The sequence below is a fragment of the Pseudoalteromonas thalassia genome (assembly GCF_049257215.1).
Lineage (GTDB): Bacteria > Pseudomonadota > Gammaproteobacteria > Enterobacterales > Alteromonadaceae > Pseudoalteromonas > Pseudoalteromonas lipolytica_C.
The window spans coordinates 1-20,729 of sequence record NZ_JBMMUE010000023.1; the positions used below are offsets into that span (position 1 = coordinate 1).

The 20,729-nt window shown below is 41.4% G+C and carries 10 protein-coding genes, 5 tRNA genes and 1 other RNA gene; 3 read left to right on the plus strand and 13 right to left on the minus strand.

The features are described from left to right. The first annotated feature begins 941 nt into the window (after positions 1 to 941). A complete protein-coding gene (locus AAEU31_RS19325; protein ID WP_348714708.1) occupies positions 942 to 3,092 on the plus strand; it encodes a TonB-dependent receptor family protein in 2,151 nt (716 codons plus the stop codon). 1,084 nt (positions 3,093 to 4,176) lie between these two features. On the opposite strand, the gene nagP is transcribed toward AAEU31_RS19325, so the two are convergent. From nagP to AAEU31_RS19350, 5 genes are all read right to left on the minus strand, one after another. After that, positions 4,177 to 5,481, minus strand: coding sequence for an N-acetylglucosamine MFS transporter NagP (nagP, locus tag AAEU31_RS19330; RefSeq protein WP_055198117.1), 1,305 nt, complete (start codon positions 5,479 to 5,481; stop codon positions 4,177 to 4,179). Positions 5,482 to 5,688: 207 nt separating this feature from the next. Further along, complete coding sequence (locus AAEU31_RS19335; protein ID WP_421968060.1) at positions 5,689 to 6,855, minus strand: FAD-dependent monooxygenase; 1,167 nt, start codon at positions 6,853 to 6,855, stop codon at positions 5,689 to 5,691. Next, entirely contained in the window at positions 6,852 to 8,033 is a 1,182-nt protein-coding gene (gene ubiH, locus AAEU31_RS19340; RefSeq protein WP_421968061.1) for a 2-octaprenyl-6-methoxyphenyl hydroxylase, read from the minus strand. Before ubiH ends, AAEU31_RS19335 begins: the two co-directional genes overlap by 4 nt. Positions 8,034 to 8,041: 8 nt before the next feature. Continuing rightward, positions 8,042 to 9,367, minus strand: a complete 1,326-nt coding sequence (pepP, locus tag AAEU31_RS19345; RefSeq protein WP_421968062.1) for a Xaa-Pro aminopeptidase — start codon at positions 9,365 to 9,367, stop codon at positions 8,042 to 8,044. 20 nt (positions 9,368 to 9,387) lie between these two features. Beyond that, complete coding sequence (locus AAEU31_RS19350; protein WP_135925810.1) at positions 9,388 to 9,951, minus strand: UPF0149 family protein; 564 nt, start codon at positions 9,949 to 9,951, stop codon at positions 9,388 to 9,390. Positions 9,952 to 10,145: 194 nt separating this feature from the next. Here AAEU31_RS19350 and ssrS point away from each other — a divergent pair. Then, positions 10,146 to 10,329, plus strand: a non-coding RNA gene (gene ssrS / locus AAEU31_RS19355) — 6S RNA. 380 nt (positions 10,330 to 10,709) lie between these two features. Here the strand turns inward: ssrS and AAEU31_RS19360 are convergent. The 8 genes from AAEU31_RS19360 to AAEU31_RS19395 form a co-directional block, all read right to left on the minus strand. Beyond that, complete coding sequence (locus AAEU31_RS19360) at positions 10,710 to 13,790, minus strand: efflux RND transporter permease subunit (RefSeq protein ID WP_421968063.1); 3,081 nt, start codon at positions 13,788 to 13,790, stop codon at positions 10,710 to 10,712. Beyond that, the gene (locus AAEU31_RS19365) at positions 13,790 to 15,022 is read right to left on the minus strand and encodes an efflux RND transporter periplasmic adaptor subunit (protein ID WP_421968064.1); all 1,233 of its coding nucleotides are present in this window, start codon (positions 15,020 to 15,022) and stop codon (positions 13,790 to 13,792) included. The genes AAEU31_RS19360 and AAEU31_RS19365 overlap by 1 nt, the downstream gene beginning before the upstream one ends. 2 nt (positions 15,023 to 15,024) lie before the next feature. Continuing rightward, positions 15,025 to 16,431 carry an efflux transporter outer membrane subunit gene (locus tag AAEU31_RS19370; RefSeq protein ID WP_421968065.1) on the minus strand — a complete coding sequence of 469 codons (1,407 nt, stop codon included), beginning with the start codon at positions 16,429 to 16,431 and terminating at the stop codon, positions 15,025 to 15,027. Positions 16,432 to 16,857: 426 nt separating this feature from the next. Next, positions 16,858 to 16,933 (minus strand) — tRNA-Phe (locus tag AAEU31_RS19375). 26 nt (positions 16,934 to 16,959) lie between these two features. Continuing rightward, positions 16,960 to 17,035: transfer RNA gene (locus AAEU31_RS19380), tRNA-Thr, on the minus strand. Between the two features lie 57 nt (positions 17,036 to 17,092). Beyond that, positions 17,093 to 17,168 (minus strand) — tRNA-Phe (locus tag AAEU31_RS19385). A 195-nt stretch (positions 17,169 to 17,363) separates the two neighbouring features. Beyond that, positions 17,364 to 17,439: transfer RNA gene (locus tag AAEU31_RS19390), tRNA-Thr, on the minus strand. 63 nt (positions 17,440 to 17,502) lie between these two features. Continuing rightward, positions 17,503 to 17,578 (minus strand) — tRNA-Phe (locus AAEU31_RS19395). Between the two features lie 344 nt (positions 17,579 to 17,922). Here AAEU31_RS19395 and AAEU31_RS19400 point away from each other — a divergent pair. Then, positions 17,923 to 20,685: an ATP-binding protein gene (locus tag AAEU31_RS19400; RefSeq protein WP_421968066.1), complete on the plus strand. Its 2,763-nt coding sequence runs from the start codon at positions 17,923 to 17,925 to the stop codon at positions 20,683 to 20,685. Positions 20,686 to 20,729: the final 44 nt, after the last annotated feature.

A 20,729-nucleotide genomic window follows, 5' to 3' on the forward strand; every position in this document is an offset into this window, starting at 1 on the left:
TATTAGTAATTATTTGATGAATTATTATAACTGGCGCAGGCCACATAGCCATAATCAAATGGTTGCCCCTGCTATAGCAGAAGAAAAACTTAATTCACTGTCCGGAATTAGTTGACCACAACACTTTGTGCAAAAAATTATTGAACCACAGAGTACACCGAGGCGCTTCGCGCTACATAAAAAAAGTAATACTCACAAAGAGGAAAAGAGACGCTACGCTTTAGAGGAAAGTAACTAATAGTTTTATTGAGTTGCTCATTCACTTCTCATTGTTTTCTCTTTGTGCAAAAGAATATTGAACCACAGAGAGCACCGAGGCGCTCCGCGCTACATAGAGAAAGTAATAATCACAAAGAGGATAAGAGACGCTGCGCTTTAGAAGAAAAACTACATAGCTTTATGGTCTTTCTCATTCTTTTCTCATTATCTTCTCTTTGTGCAAAAAATAGTGAAACGTTGGGTTTCGCTCCGCTCTTCCCAACCGACAAGCTAATAAATCAAACAATGTAAGTCGTCATTTATGGCGACACATAATAGTTAAAATTGACGGGCTAAAGCCAGACCTACGACTTACCCGTTGATTTGAAGAATATCGCGCGAAATAAATTTCACGCCTACAGGTGAGCATTTCAATTTAACTATGCGCAGGCACAATCTAACTAAAGGTTATAGCTTCTTTCTCCTTTATTCTTTCTAACTCGCTAACTTTTGAATCTGATAGCTGATGGCTCGAGACGTTGTGTTTCGCTCCACCTATTAAGTTTTACTTAACACCCCCCCAAACCCAATATCGTAATACAATACTACTGTATTTATTATAAGTGATTTAATTCATAAACTTACAGTTCATACCTGTTTTATTACAAATAGGATTGATTCGCATTACTTTACATGTTTTAATTGCGCCGGTTAAAAAAATCTAAACATACACAGGACACACAATGACACCTAAGTTTATTGTTTCTACGCTTTCTACTGCGGTCGCTTTATCTTTAAGCGCTAATGCTTTTGCAAAAGATGTAACTAAAGAAGAGAAAAACTTCGAGCAAATCACTGTAATTGGCTCTGCATCTGCAATTAACGATATTCCTGGCTCTGCTACTTTTATTGATGAGCAAGAACTAGAAAAGTTTGAATATACTGATATATCTCGTGTTTTAAGTGCTGTACCGGGTGTATATGTACAAGAAGAAGACGGCTATGGCCTTCGTCCTAACATCGGTATGCGTGGTACGGGTACGGGTCGTAACGACAAAATCTCAGTAATGGAAGATGGTGTACTTGTAGCACCAGCACCTTACTCAGCGCCTTCTGCTTACTACTTCCCTACTATGGGTCGTATGGAGTCTATCGAAGTACTTAAAGGTGCGGCATCTGTTAAGTATGGCCCGCGTACAACAGGCGGTGTTTTAAACTTAGTTTCTCGTAGCTTACCAACTGAAGGTTCTAAAGGTTTACTTAACGCTGAACTTGGTAGCGACGGTTTCTACAAAGGTCATGCTTACTTCGGTAAAAAGAAAAACAATGCTGCCGGCCTTGTAGAAGTATTCACTTACGGTGCAGATGGCTTTAAAGATTTACCAGTAGGTAGCGACAACACAGGCTTTGAAAAGAACGATTTCTTATTAAAGTTTGGTTTTGACTTTGGTGATAACGAAGCACACAGCCTAGAAATGAAGTTAAAGTACTCAGACGAGCGCTCTGACGAAACGTACATGGGTTTAACTGACGCTGATTACAAAGAAAACCCTTACCGTCGTTATGCTGCATCGCAAAACGATGAGATGAACACTCAACATAATGCATACCAAATCAACTATGCATACCGCTTTGGTAAAGGTTACGAGTTACTTGCTACTGCTTACCTAAATGACTTCCACCGTAACTGGTATAAAGCAAGCAAAGTAGGCACAAGTAACCTTGAGCAATACAGCGAGTTTGAAGCAAACCCAACGAGCGAAGGTATTGAAGGCGTTGCAGTAAAAGCAAACAACCGTGATTACCAAGCGAAAGGCTTACAAACTGAGTTCCATATTCCAGCAGGTAGCCACTACATCACTGTTGGTGCACGTTACCACGAAGATGAAATGGATCGCTTCCAATGGCAAGACAAATACACGCTAAATCAAGACCTATCAATGACGCTAACTGAAAAAGGCGTGCCGGGTTCTGATAGCAACCGTGTAGACAGCGCCGAAGCGACTACCCTATTCATTCAAGATGAGTGGTCACTTGATGCATTAGTCATTAGCGCGGGTCTTCGCTACGAAGACATCACAATCACACGTGTTGAATGGGCAAAATCTGATCCAAACCGTGAAAATGGTCTAACAAAAGACATCAGCAACGACACAGAGATCTTAGTACCATCACTAGGTGCGACTTACACTGTAAGCGATAACCTAACGCTTCTTGCTGGTATTCAAAAAGGTTACGCACCAGCTGCCCCGGGTAATGCGGATCAAGAAGAAGAAGAGAGTGTTAACATTGAGCTAGGTGGTCGTTACGATTACGCGGGTATTCAAGGTGAAGTAATTTACTTTAACTCTGACTACACAAACATGCACGGTAACTGTACTGCGGCTGTAGGTTGTAGCGATGACAACATTGGCGACCAATACAACTACGGTGAAGTATCTGTGTCTGGCTTTGAGCTAAGTGCAGGTAAAGTGTTTGCTACTAACGCAGCTTCGTTCCCTGTTCGCTTAACTTACACTTACACGGATTCTGAGTTCGACAACGCGTTTGAATCAGATCTTTGGGGTAGCGTAGAAAAAGGCGATGCAATGCCATACGTGCCTGAAAACCAATTAGCGCTTTCAGTGGGTGCTGAGTTCTCAAGCTTTGTATTCGATACGCAAATGCGTTATGTGTCTGATGCACACGCAGACTTAACTAGCTCAGGTCGCAATGCAATCGACAGCCGCGTGGTATGGGATTTAGCTGCTAAATACCTAATCGACGACAAACAAAAAGTATACTTAACAGTAGACAACCTGTTTGACAAAACCTACGTTGCAAACCGTGCAAACGGCGGTATTCAACCGGGTAAACCACGTACCCTACAACTAGGTTACAGCTACTCGTTCTAATAAAACGACTTAGCGAAATATCAAAAGCCGTGTGATGAAAATCCCACGGCTTTTTTGTGAGTGAGAGTTAGCGAGATTGTAGCCGCGATTTTATATCGCGTGACTCAATAGATACTCACAAAGAGGATAAGAGGCGCTGCACTTTAGAGGATAAGAGACGCTCCACTTTAGAGGAAAAACTACATAACTTTATGGTCTTTCTCATTCTCTTCTCATTGTCTTCTCTTTGTGTAAAAAATAGTGAACCACAGAGAGCATCGAGGCGCTTCGCGTTGCATAGAGAAAACAGAATTTAAAAATAATTTTCACAAAGAGGATAAGAGACGCTGCACTTTAGAGAAAAAACTACATAACTTTATGGTCTTTCTCATTCTCTTCTCATTGTCTTCTCTTTGTGAAAAAAATAGTGAACCACAGAGAGCACCGAGACGCTTCGTGTTACATAGAGAAAACATAATTTAAAATAATAATCACAAAGAGGATAAGAGGCGCTGCCCTTTAGAGGAAAAACTACATAATTTTATGGTCTTTCTCATTCACTTCTCATTGTCTTCTCTTTGTGCAAAAAATAGTGAACCACAGAGAACACCGAAACGCCTCGCGTTGCATAGAGAAAACAGAATTTAAAAAAAATTTTCACAAAGAGGATAAGAGACGCTGCGCTTTAGAAGAAAAACTACATAGCTTTATGGTCTTTCTCATTCTTTTCTCATTGTTTTCTCTTTGTGCAAAAGAATATTGAACCACAGAGAGCACCGAGGCGCTCCGCGCTACATAAAAAAGTAATACTCACAAAGAGGAAAAGAGACGCTCTGCTTTAGAGTTAAAACTACATAACTTTATGGTCTTTCTCATTCTCTTCTCATTGTCTTCTCTTTGTGTAAAAATAGTGAACCACAGTGAAAAACAGTAAATTACGCGGGGTAAACCCGCTGCTACGAATTCGGCGCTAAAACGCCTCCTCCACCTCGTATCTCGTCCCTTTCCCCTTGCTAACTCGAAACTCGCTAACTTTTACACACAAAAAAGCCGCGATGATGGGCGTAGCGCGGCTTTGTCTAACTTGAAAAATTAGTTTGCTGGGTTACTTCCAGCTTCTCATCTTATGGCCTTTTAAGGCGTAGAATAAAATGAATACATAACTTGGGATCATCACAATGTAAGCGCCTTGTGCGCCTAGGCCTGCTACGTTTCCTAAACCGATTAATAACGGGCCTAGTGCGCCACCAGCAATACCCATGATCAATAAGCCTGATGCGGTGCCTGTTAAGCGACCTAAGCCAGCTAAAGCCAGTGGCCAAATTGCAGGCCAAACCATAGCATTAGCAAAGCCTAGTAACGCAATGCATAACAATGGGTCTGGTAATTGTGGGCCACCAAATGGCACTAATAATAGGTTTGAAATAATGAACGAGTCATTGCTGCCAAGTACCACTAACAACACGGTGATAATACCGGCAATACCCGACATTAATAACGCCGTTTGTTGGCTCATAAAGCGTGGAATAGTTAAAATACCAATCGCGTAACCAATCAACATACACGCCATGGTGTAAGAGGTCATAACTGAGTAATCAGCAACGCCAATTTGTAATGCGTACGAGCCAATGGTGTCTGCTGCAATAACTTCAACAGCAACGTATAGCGCAATCCCCACTACACCTAAAACTAAGTGAGGGTGTGCTAAGGTTTCTTTAATTTCGCCTTTGCCGTTTGATGTTTCGTCTTCATCAAATACTAAATCAGGCAATGGTGCAAATTTGGCAAATGCTGCAAATAACATAATTAAAGCGGCAATCAACACATAAGGCATGATAAGGCTATTTGCCATAATGTCTTTTTGTTCTTGCGATAATTTACCTGCGCCATCAACAACACCGCTTACAACTACAGCGGCAAAAATAACAGGCACAATAACACCCGCAAATTTGTTTAATAAGCCCATGATACACACGCGCACTGCGGCTGATTTTTCAGAGCCCATTTTAACCACGTATGGGTTAACAGCGGTTTGTAGTACGGTTTGTCCAACACCTATCATTAACTGTGCGAACAAGAATATTTCGATCATTTGCAGTTTCGCAGCAGGAATATACATCAGCGCCGATAAAGCCATAATCGCACAACCAATCGCCATGCCATTCTTATAACCAACGCGTTTGATCAGCATCGCCGATGGTATGCCGGCAACTGTTACCGCAATATAAAAAGAAGAGATGATAAACGAAGCTTGTAACGGCGAAAGCTCAAGCATTTGCTGCAAAAATGGTGTAATTGCACCATTAAGCCACGTTATACATCCTAAGATAAAAAACATTGAGCCAGCCAATACCATTGGCAGCCAGATGCTTTGTTTTGTGTTGTTGTCACACTCAACCGTTGCTTCCATAATTGTTCTCTTAGTTTAATTATTTTTATTTGGTTGGAATCTAGTATACAACTCAAAAGAGCTGTTTAATTTCCATACCATCACAAAAATTTAATCATACACTAACAAAAATGACAGCGCTATCATTTTGCGTTCATATAAGTGCAAAAAAGCCGCAGCTAATTGCTTAGCTGCGGCTTAAACTAAATAGTAACAACTAGTTAGGCGTTATTTACCAATTGCTTCTTTTGCGAACAAATGTTTAATTGGGCCAAGGTTGTCTACAAGGCTTAAACCAACACCACGTACGAGTTTTTTCAGTGGGTTAGCGCCTGCAAATAGCTCTTTTAAGCCTTGCATCATTGCAATGTGTTTTTGTGCATCAAGCTTGCGAGTACGTTCATAATCACGCAGCGTGCGTGCACTTGCAAACTCGCCTTGCTCATTACTTAATAGCTCAATTAAATAAGCGGCGTCTTTTAGGCCAAGGTTCATACCTAAACCAGCTAATGGGTGAATGGTATGCGCTGCATCGCCTATTAATACCACTTTGCCCGACACCCACTGCTGGGCATAACGCATCTTAAGTGGAAACGCCATGCGCTCACTTTGCACTTCACATAAACCACATTGGCCATCGAGAGCTGCCATGACCGCTTTATTAAAGTTGCTATCATCAAGTGCTAAAAGTGTGTCGCAATGCTCAGGGCTTGTTGACCAAACAATTGAGTGCGTATGTTTATCTGGCAGGGGTAAAAACGCCAGCGGCCCGCTTGGTAAAAACACTTGGCGTGCCGTGTTGTTATGCTCATCAGCGGTTTTAACTGTGGCAACAATGGCGTGATGGTCATAATCTTTAAAAGTAATTGGCATATTGAACTGCTTGCGAATAGCCGAGTTAGCCCCATCAGCCGCCACTAATAACTTAGCAATTACAGGCTCGCCGCTTTCAAGAGTAATAAACACATCAGAATCAGTTTGATGAATTTGCTGGTAGCGGGTTTCGAACAATAAAGTGGCATTACTTTGCTTTTCAAGTTCGCTAATTAAAGCGTAGCGAATAATGTCGTTTTCAACGATATGACCTAACTGCGGTAAATCGAGATCGTTATGATCAAAATGAATTTTGCCAAAGCTGTCTTGATCACGTACATCCATCGACGTATACGGTGTAGCACGTTGTTTAATGATCTCTGGCCATACATTTAATGACTCAAATAAGCCCTGACTAGCTAGGCTTAATGCGCTCACGCGAAGTGCGTAATCATCACCCGGTAAAGTTTGATTTTTACTCGCATCAATCACCACAACGCTGATATCTGCTTTTGCTAAACCAAGCGCTAGCGTAAGGCCAACACAGCCACCACCGACAATACAAACTTGTGCTTGTTTCATATCCGTTTACCTTGCTTAACCTGACCCATAAGCTGTTTTGCCAGTGGGGTTTTTAACGAGGAGAATAAATCCATTGAGAAAAGACCAATGCTGCGACCAAGCGCAAGCAATCGTGATGAGTTTGAGAACAAACGCACTAGGCTGTCTGTGAGTGTCATCACGGTAGTAATATCTTTACTGCGAGTTTGGCTGTAATAACGAGTAAAAGCGTAATCACCAAGGTCGCTTCTATTTGCCATATCACACAATAATTGCACATCACGTAGCCCTAAATTAAAGCCCTGTCCGGCAATTGGGTGGATTGCATGGCCTGCATTACCAATTAATACTGTACGGTGGTTGCTCAGTGATTCTGCTTTACCGTACACAAGCGGATAACTTGCACGCATACCCACTTTACTAAATGAGCCACCGCAATAACCAAATGCTTTTTGCAGCGCAGCTAAAAAGGCATCATCTTCAAGTGCCATATGGTGCTCAATTTGCTCAGGCTCCATACACCATGCCAGTGAGTATCGATTGTTACTCATTGGCAACAGTGCCATTGGGCCGTGCTCGGTAAAACGCTCAAAGGCATGATGATGATGACCACCAGCCACTTCGATGTTGGCAATAATCGCCGCTTGCTGATAAGCGCGAGTATTAAACTCAATATTAGCCAGTTTACGACTTTGCGAATGAGCACCATCGGCAATCACCACAAGTTTTGCGCTTAACTGCTCGCCCGAGTTTAGCGTGATGATGGCACAGTCGCTTCGGTATTCAAGCTTGGCAACCGTATCTGGGCAATACAAACTAACATCAGTACGGGTAAGTTGCTGGTGAAGGCTACGACCAAATGGATTCACTTCAACCACATAGCCAAGGGCATCATGACCATATTCTTGGCAATCAATATGTGTTTTACCAAAATGACCACGATCAGATACGGTTACTTTTTCAATCGCTGCTGCAAATGGCGCATGACAATCAAAAGCATTGATTGATTTTAAGTATTGAACAGACTGCTGAGCCAGCGCAATGCTTCTATCATCAAAGCTTGGGTGATAGTCTGCGCTTACTTCATTTGCTTCAATTACAGCGATTGATAACTGATTATTGCTCTGTTTTAGACCCAGAGCACAACTTGCTCCCGCCATTCCACCGCCGATAATGACAACATCAAACTGCTTTGCCACGCTTGCTCCTAGCCTTTATTTGCTTGCATCACTGCTTCAATGTCACTAATGGTTTTAGGAACCGAAATGGTCAGGTTTTCATAGCCATCTTCAGTGACAAGTAAGTTATCTTCAATACGAATACCGATGCCTTTATATTGCTCTGGTGCTTTTGCATCTTCGCTAATATATAAACCCGGTTCGATAGTGAGCACCATGCCCGGCTCAAATACGCGCTCTTTTTCATCAAGCTTGTATTCGCCAACATCGTGTACGTCTAACCCTAACCAGTGACCAAGGCCATGCATGTAAAACGCTTTGCATGCTTGGTTTGCCATAAGCTCATCAAGCTCGCCGGTTAAAATGCCTAAATCAATAAGCCCTTGCGTTAATACCGTTGAAGCCAGTTCATTTGCTTTAGATAAACTACCGCCCGGCTTAACTTGGCTAAATGCTGCTTCTTGGGCTGCTAATACAATGTTGTAAAGCGCCGCTTGTGGTTCGCTAAATTTGCCATTAATTGGGAAGGTGCGTGTAATATCTGCCGCATAACCTTCAAGTTCACAGCCAGAATCAATTAATACTAAATCGCCATCTTTTAGCTCAGCATCATTTTGTGTGTAGTGCAAAATGTTGGCGTTGTCGCCACTGCCGACAATCGTGCCATAAGCAGGGTGACGAGCACCATTCATTGCATAATGATGATGAAGCTCTGCTTCTAATTGGTATTCAGTTGCGCCTGGTTTGGCAAACTGCATAGCGCGAATATGGCCTTGTGCACTAATTTCGCAAGCTGTACGCATAATGTTTAATTCTGAATCAGATTTAAACAAACGCATTTCATGCACTAAACCACGAATGTCTTTAATAGTGTGTGGGGCTTTGTAGCCTTTTTTAGGTGCGCTGCGAAGTGTGCTTAATAAATCCCAAATTTTTGCATCGAAATTTACGTAAGTACCTTGTGCATAAAATAAAATCTGCTGGCCGTTCACCAAATCTAATAATTGTTCATCTAGTTCACTAAGTGGGCAAGTTGCGTCGAATAAGTACTCAGATTTAGCTTTTTCGAAGCCAATTCGACGGCCATGCCAAATTTCAGCTAGTTTGTCTTTGTTACGACAAATAAGCGTACTTGGTGTATCGCTCGACGGGCAAAGCACTAAAACCGCATCTGGTTCGTTAAACCCAGTAAGATAGAAAAAGTCACTGTCTTGGCGAAATGCATATTCAGTATCACGGCTGCGTGTTACTTCTCCAGCAGCTGGAATAATAGCCACGCTGTTTTTATCCATCATCGCAAGCAAGCGCTCACGACGGGCTTTAAATTCAGCTTTATCGATAGCAATAGACGACATGCTAAACCTCTGTAATTTGATTAGTGAAGGGTCTTTTTAGTGCTTTTTCCTACTGGCTCTTTACCTAGCTCAGCAAAACATAGCAATGCAGAAACACGCACATACTCAATCACTTCGTGCAGTGCTTGGCTGTCTTCTTCGGTCTCTTCAAACATGGTGTCTAGGCGGGTAATTTCACTAAAGTCGCTGATCACTTCTTTCACATCAGCTGATAACTTGCCGTAATCTTTTTGTTTTAAACCAAAACCAAGCATAAAACCCGATACCCAAGATACTAAGCCATTGGCTAAATCGATCAGCGTTTCATCATCGCTTGGTAAAAATAGGTCAAACTGAAATTCTTCATCACTAAAACTGGCAACAACCTGAGAATACACATCAGCAAAAAATGCTTTTAAATCTTTACTAAAAGCTTGGCCATCGTTGAATACATCACTTAATAAACCTAAGTATTCATCGGCTTCAATATTGATGCCACAGGCTAATAAACCACTTATCACACCATGGGCTTCTGACGGTGCGACAAAAATTTCATTTTTTTCTAATAACAATTGGGCTTGTTGGTAATCAGGTAACGTGCTCATAACTTTTTCTTTGTTCGGCTAAGTAACGTCATGCTACCACTCGATAAATCGCAACTCCAATTAATTGTATGATTGAGGTCAAAAAGCAATCTGAAAAGTAAATAAGCAGTTAAAGGTGGGGAAAAACTACGCGAACGATCCGCTTTTTTTGCTTCTATGGTTTAAGGATTGAAACTTGTCTTATATACTGAAGGTGTTCCCTAGGGTGCAGGAGCTTGGTTAAGTCCCTGAGCCGATAAATTTTATGTTAGGGTTTCTGTTCGTTTACTATTGTGCAAGCTCGGCATGTACCGAGAAGCCTACGGTAGACCGCAGATCCCCGCCCTGAAACCTCAAGGTTTCAGGACTGACACCGGGCACCGCATACTTGGGGAACACCATCAAGCTATCAGCTATCAGCTATCAGCTATCAGCTATCAGCTATCAGCTATCAGCTATCAGCTATCAGCTATCAGCTATCAGCTATCAGCTATCGAAAATCTTCCATGTAGTTTTTCTCTTATACAAGAACTTATTATTCTTATTCGCGCGAAATAAATTTCACGCCTACGGTATCGGGTTTAGCCATAGCAATGTGCGGGCACAATCTAACTTTACTCTTTCCCCTTGCTAACTCGCTAACCTTATTCTTTTAAAACAAAAAACGCGGGATAAATCCGCCGCCACATCGTTACCTGTAGCAGCGGGTTTACCCCGCGTCCTAGAACCTAGCTTCTAGCGCCTGGTCTCAACCAAGCGCTAATTTTTAACTTCGGGCTCTACTTAAACCATCCCTGAAAGCGCTCCATTAATAGGTAATTAACTGGCACTAATAGCAAGGTGATAAGCGTTGCGAAGATAATCCCAAAGCCAAGGCTTACCGCCATAGGAATAAGGAATTGTGCTTGCGTTGCTTTTTCAAATAGCAATGGCATTAAACCAATAAAGGTGGTTAAGCTGGTTAACATAACTGGGCGGAAACGTGCAGCCCCTGCAATCTTAACGGTTTCAAGTAAGTCACCGCCTTCTTCACGCTTCTTATTGATAAAATCAACCAGTACTAGTGAGTCATTCACTACCACGCCTATCAAGGCTAACATGCCAAGTAAGCTCATAATGGTTAACTCCATACCCATTACCCAGTGGCCCATTACCGCACCTATCATGCCAAACGGAATAACACTCATCACTATCAATGGCTGAGTATACGATTTAAACGGTATCGCTAATAACGCATAAATAATAAAGAATACAAACACGAGGCCCCAAGCCAGTGAACCAAATGACTCACGCTGCTCTTTGGCTTCACCTTCGAGTGTGTAATCAACACCTGGGTATTGCACCATTAGCTCATCTAAGTAAGTTTTTAAGTCTGCTTGCAGTACCGTCATATTGGTATTTGATTTTTCAACATCAGCTGTGACATTCAATGTTCGATAGCGGTCAATACGGTAAATAGACGATGGGCTTTGCCCCGGCACTAAAGTAGCCACATGCGAAAGCGGCACAGTCCCACCAGCAGGTGTTTTAATAAGTATGTCTTTTAAGTCTGCAACCGAGCGACGCTCTTCAATCGGTAAGCGTACCATTACCCGCACATCGTCGCGCCCACGTTGAATGCGCTGTACCTGCGCTCCAAAAAACGAGTTACGCACTTGCTGCGATACATCAACACGGTTTAATCCAAGCGCTAAACCTTGCTCTGTAAGCTCAATTTGCAACTCTTCTTTACCATCTGACATGCTATCGGCTATTTCGTACACAGTTGGATACGTCGATAAACGCACTTTAACTTTTTCAGCAACTGCTTCGAGGGTGTCGATTGAGCTACCGCTTAGCTGTACATCAATCGGGCTAGATGTTCGGCCAAACTCAGCACGGAAAGTGACACTCTCTGCTCCCGGTATAATACCGATAAGATCACGCCATTCGCTGGCAAGTTCTCGTGAGCCTATATCTGATTCACGCTTTTCTGCTGGCATGATCTCAAATCTAACACTACCGGTATTTGACGAACCACCACGGCCACCTGTGGTTGCCAAAATATTTAGAATTACACTTTGGCCGTCTTCATCGCGGTATTTATCTTGTAATTCTTTTGCCTTGTCTGACATTTTAATGACGTATTTATTGGTCACTTCAAACGGTGTTCCGGCAGGGAAAGTTATAGATGCACGTACAGTTTCACTTGGAATACGCGGGAAAAAGGTAAATTTAGTCCAACCACTTGTGATCAAGGTAACAATAATTACAAAAATCCCCACAAATAAGCTAACCGTAGCCATTTTATTCTTTAAAGCTAGATTCAATAATGGTTGGTAATACTTCATTATTGCGTGTTCAAAACCATCAGCAAAACGCTGTTGAAGGCGCTCTAGTCTCGATGGCTCGCCCTTTTCATGACGTAGCTTTAAGTATTTTAAGTGTGCAGGTAATACAAACTTAGACTCAATCAAAGAGAACAGTAAAACCGGAATAACCACGACAGGAATTTGTGCAAAAATGGCGCCTCGAGCACCTTCAATAAAAGCGAGAGGTAAAAATGCCGCAACGGTTGTAAGTACACCAAAGGTGACTGGAGTTGCCACCTCTTGCGTTCCACGAATAGCGGCTTGCTCACCACTTTCTGCAGTTTTTAAATGGGTATAGACGTTTTCTCCGGTAACTATGGCATCGTCAACAACAATACCGAGTACCAAAATAAAACCAAATAAACTGATAACGTTAAGTGTAATACCAAATATCGGCATCATTAAAAACGCGCCCATGAATGACACTGGGATACCAATAAACACCCAAAATGCAATGGCTGGACGCAAGAATAAGGTGAGTAGTGCCAGGACTAAAATTCCGCCCTGAATAGCGTTACTGGTAAGCGTTGCTATTCGGCTTTTTACAACTTCTGAGTCATCATCCCAATAACTTAACTCAAACCCTTCTGGAAGCTGGCTTTGATGCTCAGTTATGTAATTTTTTACCGCATCAGCAACTTCAATCGCACTTTGCGGACCAATACGATACACATCAATAAATGCAGCTTGCTTACCATTAAAGCGAGTGCGAACTGGGGTTTCTTCAAAATCATCACTAATACGGGCTATATCACCTAAACGAATAATCGTGCCATCAGCTTGGTTTTTTACCACTATATTAGCAAATTCATCTTTGCGATAAGCTTGGCCTTTCGAGCGGATGAGTACATCACCCCCTTCTGTTTTTAAGTTACCGGCTGATACATCAGTACTTGAATTGCGAATTGCTGATGATATGTCAGCTAAGCTTAAATCATACTGGCGTAAGGTATCTTGGCTCACCTCTATTGCTATTTCGTAATCACGAACCCCACTTAGCTCAACTTGAGTTACACTTGGTAAACGCAGTAGCTCATCACGCACGGTTTCTGCGTATTCAAGGGTTTCTTTTTCGCCATAAATACTTGAAACAGAAACGGCAATTACTTCTCGCTTCCATTCAGCAAGCGATACTATTGGTTTTTCAGCATCGACGGGAAAGGTGTTAATTGCATCTACTCGGCTTTTAATGTCAGCCAAAAGCTCCCTAGGATCATACCCAGTCTCAACTTCAATACTTACCGAAGAAGAACCTTCAGAAGAGCGGCTAGTGATACGCTTAACTCCCTCAAGATCTTGCACCGCTTCTTCTATGCGAATTGATACCCCTTTTTCAACATCTTCAGGAGTTGATCCTCGAAGTGATACACTGACACTAATTCGGTCAGACTCAAACGATGGAAACACTTCAAGTGGTATTTGCGTCGAAACGCTAAATAAACCCGCTAATAAAATGCTGATCAGCAATAAGTTTGCTGCAACATGATTCTTTGTAAACCAAGCAATCATTATTGCGCTCCTTGCTCTTTAGGCGGCTGTTGATTGCTTGAACGCTTAGCTTTTCCTCTGGTCGCCTGATACTCTTCGCTACCCATAACGGTAACTTGCGTACCAGAGCTCACTTGACCAAGCGGTGTAATCACCAAGTTATCGCCTGCAGACAAACCATCCGCGACAACAGCTTGGTTAGCGTTTTGCCAAGCAAGTGCAATATTTTTACGACGCAGAACACCCTGCTCTTCTACGTAAACATAGGTGCCTTGGTAAATTGCGCTATTTGGGATCACAATGGCATTTTCAATGGCTTTACCAGTAATTTGTGCTTTGATGTACTGACCAATTTTAATTGGATACTGATTCACAGTTGTGGCTTTATAAGGGTCGTTAATTTGCGCAACCACATAAAGCTGCTGCGCATTTTCATCTATAGCACCTTCAGTACGAATAACTTGACCTTGCCAATGCTGTTTACCAACAAGGTCTGAGCTGAATTCAACTAATGAACCCGCGCTATTTTTAGCCCCATCACGAAATTGCTCTGGCAAATTAATAAACGGTAAGTCTTTATTTTTGATTGGTAAACGGATCTCAACTCTATCGATAGCATAAATACTGGCAAGCTCCATGTTATTACTCACCACTTGGCCTAAATCAACGCTACGACTTAAAACACGACCCGCATATGGTGCTGTGATCTTTGTACGCTCTAAATCAAGTTTCGCTTTTTCAAGTGTCGCTTGCGCAGACAACACACTGGCTTCGGCTGCTGCTAATTGTGGTTTACGAAGTACCAAGCTACTTGCTTGCTCGCCTTTACCTAAGCGCTTCCAGTCAGTTTCGGCCTGCCGACCACGAGCCTGTTCTTCAAGTAAACCTTGCTCGGCTGTTAATAAGGCCGCTTGCGCTGATTTTACTTCGGCACGGTGATCTCTATCATCTAATCGCAACAACACATCGCCTTTTTCAAAAAAGCCACCTTCGCGAAATTGCTCACTTATTTCAATAATTTGCCCTGATGCTTGCGCGACTAACATACTTTGCGTTCGCGGTTTTACGGTACCAAAACTATCAATCATCACTTGATAAGTTTCTGGCGTTAAGGTTTTAACAGCCACATTTACTTTCGCTTTCGGTGGTGAAGAAAAACGATTTGCTTGCGGCGGGTTACCTTTAATAAACATGACGAGTAATACCGTCACGACAATGACTGGAATTAATATTTTACGTGTCTTAGTATTCATGATTATTGCTCTGCTACTTCGCTATTTGCTTCACTAAAGTCACCGCCAAGGGCAATGTGTAAGTTGATTCTATTTTTAATAAGTTGGTTTTTGAGTTCGATAACAGAGCTTTGCGCGTTAAAAGAGCGATCTTGCGCATCAAGCACTGTCGTGTATGTTACTAAACCACTTTGATATTGCTCAAAAGACAAACGCTCTGCGGCAATTGCATTTTCTTGTGCTTCTAAGGTTTTTTCATAACGCACTTTCAAGGCTTGCTCTTGACTGATTGCAGTTTCAACTTCATTAAATGCATCATAGAGTGTGGCAAGGTAAGCTTGCTCCTGACGTTTAACGCTAAGCCTTGCCTGCTCTTCATTGGCTTTTAAGCGACCACCTTCAAAAAGCGGCATTGAAATACTACCTATCAGTGACCAAGCTAAGCTTGAAGGCGAAAATAAATCACTCACTCTATCTGTGCTATCACTGATAGATGCTGAAAGATTCAAACTCGGAAAACGTTGTTTGTGCGCGTAAGCAAGTCCTGCATCAGTACTTAACAACTGATACCAGCTTGCCATTAACGCTGGTTTGCGGGTGATAAGCTCTGAAGGTAAACCCAAAGGAATTGTGTTCTCAAGTAGTGGCAAATCGGCACTAACCGATAATGCCCCAGCAGGATATTGGCCTGTTAAACGCTCTAAATCACGAATTGATTTAGTTAAGGTAGCTTGCTGTGCAGCAATATTCGAGCGCTCAGTATTTAGCTCATTACGGGCAAGGTAAACGTCAAGCGCTTCATTTAAACCTTGACGATAACCCGACTCAATAATATCTAAGTTTTTCTCGGCGTTTTGTTCGCGCTGCTTATATAGTTCAAGTAATTTGTGGTTAGTAATTACATCAAACCAACCCGAAACCACATCAGCTACTAATTGTTGTTTGCTTTGCGAAAATGTGGCTTTTTCAGCTAAATATTCAAGGTTTGCTTGCCGTTCAGAGGCCGATAATTTACCCCATAAATCAACTTCGTAGCTTAATTCTAATGATGCTGAACTAGCGTTGTTATAACTAACAGGGCGATTATCTTTACTACGGCTCGCTCGTGTTGATAAATCAAGGCTTGGCCATAAATCGGCTCCAGCAGCAATAAGCTGTTGCTCTTTAATCGCCACATCATAACCTGCTTGTAAAATTGCTTGGTTATGGGCTAATGCTTGTTCCACTAAATTAAAAACTTGAGGGTCTTGTAACTGCTGCAACCAATTATCTTCAACAGCAAGAATTTTGTTGTCCGTAGGTAATTGCTGCCATGCACTTGGCAAGGCCTCAAGCTCAGCGACTCGTTCATTATGAGTCGTCTGGCTTGCACATGCACTTAGCAAAATTACACTTAAAGCCAATAAACTCGGCTTATATTGCCAATTCATTCTAAAAACCTGAAAAACATCTATTTATGATTGTAATTCAAGCACTACCTTAAGTTTTGCTCAACTGACTTTACATAACATTACACAGTCTGGTATTTGGTAAGGATGAACTGTAGAAAAATAGGGATAAGCTGCGAGCTTACAAAATTGTAGCGATTATATATCGCATAGAAATGGTTTAAATGGTGAAGAATTTAATTTGATAACATGGGGTAAACCCGCTGCTACGAGTTCGGCGTTGAAACGCCTCCAACTTCTCGAGTCTCGCTCCTTGTAACTCGCTAACTTTACTCTTTCTCCTTGCTAACTCGTATATTTTAAATCTGATGGCTGATAACTCTGAGTTGGTTGGGTTTCACTCCGTTCTACCCAACCTACAAGGAAACAGAAACAAAAAAGCCTCGCGATTGCGAGGCTTTGAATCAATGGTGCCCAGAGGCGGAATCGAACCACCGACACGAGGATTTTCAATCCTCTGCTCTACCGACTGAGCTATCTGGGCATTTTAAACTTTCGTTTAAAAATAAATGGTGCCGACTATCCGAGTTGAACGGATGACCTACTGATTACAAGTCAGTTGCTCTACCAACTGAGCTAAGTCGGCACACTAAAATCGTGTGCGCTGTGCACTATAATCACTTTAAAAGAGATTATCAAATAATGGTGCCCAGAGGCGGAATCGAACCACCGACACGAGGATTTTCAATCCTCTGCTCTACCGACTGAGCTATCTGGGCAATATTCGGTTTTTGTGCTGAACATCCAAAGAGGATTTTCAATGCAATTCCCAATGGCTCTACTGACTGAGCTATCTGGGCAATATTTAGTTTTATGCATAATATCCATAAGGATTTTCAATGCAATTCCCGATGGCTCTAGCGACTGAGCTATCTGGGCATAACAAAAAGCTATAAGCTTGATGTTTAAATAAATGGTGCCGACTATCCGAGTTGAACGGATGACCTACTGATTACAAGTCAGTTGCTCTACCAACTGAGCTAAGTCGGCACACTAAATCTGTGTGCTATGCACGATACTGATGCTTAGTCTTAAGCACCAATATATAAATAATGGTGCCCAGAGGCGGAATCGAACCACCGACACGAGGATTTTCAATCCTCTGCTCTACCGACTGAGCTATCTGGGCAAACTTCGGTTTTAAGCTGAAAATCTTATAGGATTTTCAATACAACTTCCACAGTGCTCTACCGACTGAGCTATCTGGGCGTGCGGCGTATTAAACGGGTTTTGCCTTCTCAAGTCAACTATTTTTTGAGGATTCTATCTGTTTGCACAGTTTTCAATCAAGATTGCTGTTTTTAATGGTTTTTAGACTATTTATTCAACAAACTTATGCGCTTTTACAACGTCTTATGTTTTTAATCAATTTCCTAGTCTAAAAACGTGGTGAATTTTTCTTCATTGATGGTAGGATTATCTAATTATCAAGAATATACCTACTATTGCAGTATAAATTGTTGGATTAAAGCTATGCGAAGTAAATCAACTTCTCCTGTAAAAGGCCTGTTACCGCTTTTTATTATTACGAATCTTGTTATCACACTTTTAGCAGTTACTGCTCTAGCTTTTTACCCTTCCAACAATTCTGAAAAACAAACATCACAACCCAAACTCACCGCATCACAAGTTGCATCTCAGTTATCAGCTCCTTTAATAAGCGCATTAACAATGCCAGGACAAGATAAAGTAAAAGAGGTATTAGATGTTAGTTTGTTGCTAAACAATAATTTTGATTACTACTTATACCGGTATGAAGTAAATGGTGATGTCTCACTGGTGTTTGCAAGTAATCAAGAGCGAATTGATGCAAGTAAAGTTAATCAGCAACTCGAACAAAACATGCTTGTTCATACTGTGCTTGAGTTTAACGACCAACCAGTCGGCGAGCTTATAGTTAAACAGCATCCAACTGAACAGCCTGTAGTTCAATCAGCTGGGGTTTCATATGCTTTAGCCGCTTTAGCTGTATTAGCGCTGATAATTTTGTCAATTGCGATGAGTATATTTATCAATAAGCGTTTTACTAAAAGTAGCGGCTCTTTAAGCCAAGAGTTAATTGCGATCACGAATAATGCTGACTACAACACGCATGTTACAGAGAATCTTGAGTTCGGATTAGATATTGTTGCTGAAAATATCAATCAATTGCTGAGAAAGGTTCAATCCGCAATTAAAGAAAACAAAGCAGCGCAAGCCGATCTGCAAAAACTACAAAGCGGCCTAGAAACAGAAGTACACAACAGAACTCTCGCGCTTGAACAAGCAACTTTAAAAGCAGAACAAGCGAATGAGACCAAAACAACCTTCTTAGCAACCATGAGTCACGAAATTCGTACACCGATGAATGGTGTGATTGGTACCATTGATTTACTTCGCCAAACTGAGCTTGATGGTGCCCAGCACAGGCTAAGTACTATTATCCGTGATTCTGCGTTTTCTTTATTAGGTATTTTAGACGATATTCTCGATTTCTCGAAAATTGAGGCAGGTAAGCTTAATATTGATAATATTCCATTTTCTGTTTCGGATACTGTTGAAGAAGTAGCTCGCGTTCTGTCATCAGTTGCAAAAAAACGAAACCTTGAACTTGAACTTGCTATAGCACCCGATATTCCCACAAACTTAATCGGCGATACCGTTCGAGTTCGTCAGGTACTCTATAACCTTTGTAGTAATGCTATTAAGTTCACAAGCACAGATGAAAACAAAAAAGGTCATGTAAAAATATCTGTTGAGGTTGCTCAGAACACAACCGATCATTACACATTGCGTTTTACTGTTTCTGATAATGGTAAAGGAATGACACAAGCCCAGCTTCGTGAAATTTTTAACCCCTTTATTCAAGCCGAAGGCTCTATTACTCGAGAATATGGCGGTACCGGTTTAGGATTATCAATTTGTAAAAGCTTAACAGAACTTATGTTGGGCAGCATTTCTGTTAGTAGTGACTTAGGTATTGGTAGTGAATTTGTTGTCGATTTACCATTTAGCACCGAAGGTAAAGTAGATCTCGCCCACAGACATACAATGAAAGGCCATCGTGTTGTTGTGGTAACACAACATAGTGGCCGTAAAGCTTTGCTTGCCCGTTATTTATCTTTTATGGGAGCGACTCATGTTTTTGCCGATAGCAATGATTTAATAGAAGCGGAACAAGATAACGAAAACATTATCTGGATCCTCGATGGTATAGAGGGAATGGAGGATATTAACTATATCTTGCGCCGTTTACTCTACACACTAGAAGATAATAACCAGCAAGTTATCGTGTTGAGTAAATTAGATGAAGCGGCGGTAAATCATAAAAATATCTTCTACTTAAATGCGTCACCATTTTGTAAGTCAAACTTCATGATGTCGCTGTTAGTGGCTGCGGGTTTACACACACCGAAACAAGTTGTCTCAACCAAATCTTTCAATGATTACTTGAGCGTTGACCAAGCTCGTGACGAAAACAAACTTGTGCTTTTAGTAGAAGATAATGTGCTAAACCAGCAAGTATTAACAGATCAACTTCACTTGTTAGGCTATGGTGTTGAGCTTGCTGAAAATGGCGAAAAAGGTCTTAATATATGGCGAGCAGGCCATCACTCAATTATTTTAACTGATTTGCACATGCCAAAAATGTCAGGATATGACATGGTTGAAAAGATCCGCAATGAAGCATCTCAACTCGAAGACATTAATGCTCAACCTTACATAATTGCTATCACAGCAAACGCTCTTAAAGGCGAAAAAGAGCGCTGTTTAAATGTAGGAATGAATGACTATATAACAAAGCCTGTTGAGTTAAATGTACTTGAAGCCGCACTTCATAAATGTGCTTATAAAGCTAACCCTGAAGAGGTGAAACTGGCTCCACCTAAACCTGCAATCCCTATTGATATGAGCGTATTATCTAAATACGTAAATAATGATGAAGCTAAAAAGCTACGCTTTTATAAAATGTATTTAGAGCAAAGTAATCAACTTAGTCGTGAAGTAAATGCAGGGGTTATCGAGCTTGATCTTGAGAAAATAATAAACTCATGCCACCAGTTAAAATCTATCTCAAAAACGATAGGTGCAATGAAAGTCGCTGAGTTAGCTGAACAATTTGAACATCGCTGTAAAAATGAAGACCCTACAAGTGATGAATTAATTGAGCTTAGAGATAATTATGAAATTGAATACTCTAAAGTCGCTCAATATATAAAAGAGCAAATACAAAAAGCCGAACAAGAAAACAAATAGTACTTATCAAAAAAGGGCCATAACGGCCCTTTTTACTTTATTTT

Coding starts and splice junctions, on each gene's coding strand:
- AAEU31_RS19325 (WP_348714708.1), top strand. CDS start 942: ATGACACCTAAGTTTATTGTTTCTACGCTTTCTACTGCGGTCGCTTTA.
- nagP (WP_055198117.1), bottom strand. CDS start 5,481: ATGGAAGCAACGGTTGAGTGTGACAACAACACAAAACAAAGCATCTGG.
- AAEU31_RS19335 (WP_421968060.1), bottom strand. CDS start 6,855: ATGAAACAAGCACAAGTTTGTATTGTCGGTGGTGGCTGTGTTGGCCTT.
- pepP (WP_421968062.1), bottom strand. CDS start 9,367: ATGTCGTCTATTGCTATCGATAAAGCTGAATTTAAAGCCCGTCGTGAG.
- AAEU31_RS19350 (WP_135925810.1), bottom strand. CDS start 9,951: ATGAGCACGTTACCTGATTACCAACAAGCCCAATTGTTATTAGAAAAA.
- AAEU31_RS19360 (WP_421968063.1), bottom strand. CDS start 13,790: ATGATTGCTTGGTTTACAAAGAATCATGTTGCAGCAAACTTATTGCTG.
- AAEU31_RS19365 (WP_421968064.1), bottom strand. CDS start 15,022: ATGAATACTAAGACACGTAAAATATTAATTCCAGTCATTGTCGTGACG.
- AAEU31_RS19370 (WP_421968065.1), bottom strand. CDS start 16,431: ATGAATTGGCAATATAAGCCGAGTTTATTGGCTTTAAGTGTAATTTTG.
- AAEU31_RS19400 (WP_421968066.1), top strand. CDS start 17,923: ATGCGAAGTAAATCAACTTCTCCTGTAAAAGGCCTGTTACCGCTTTTT.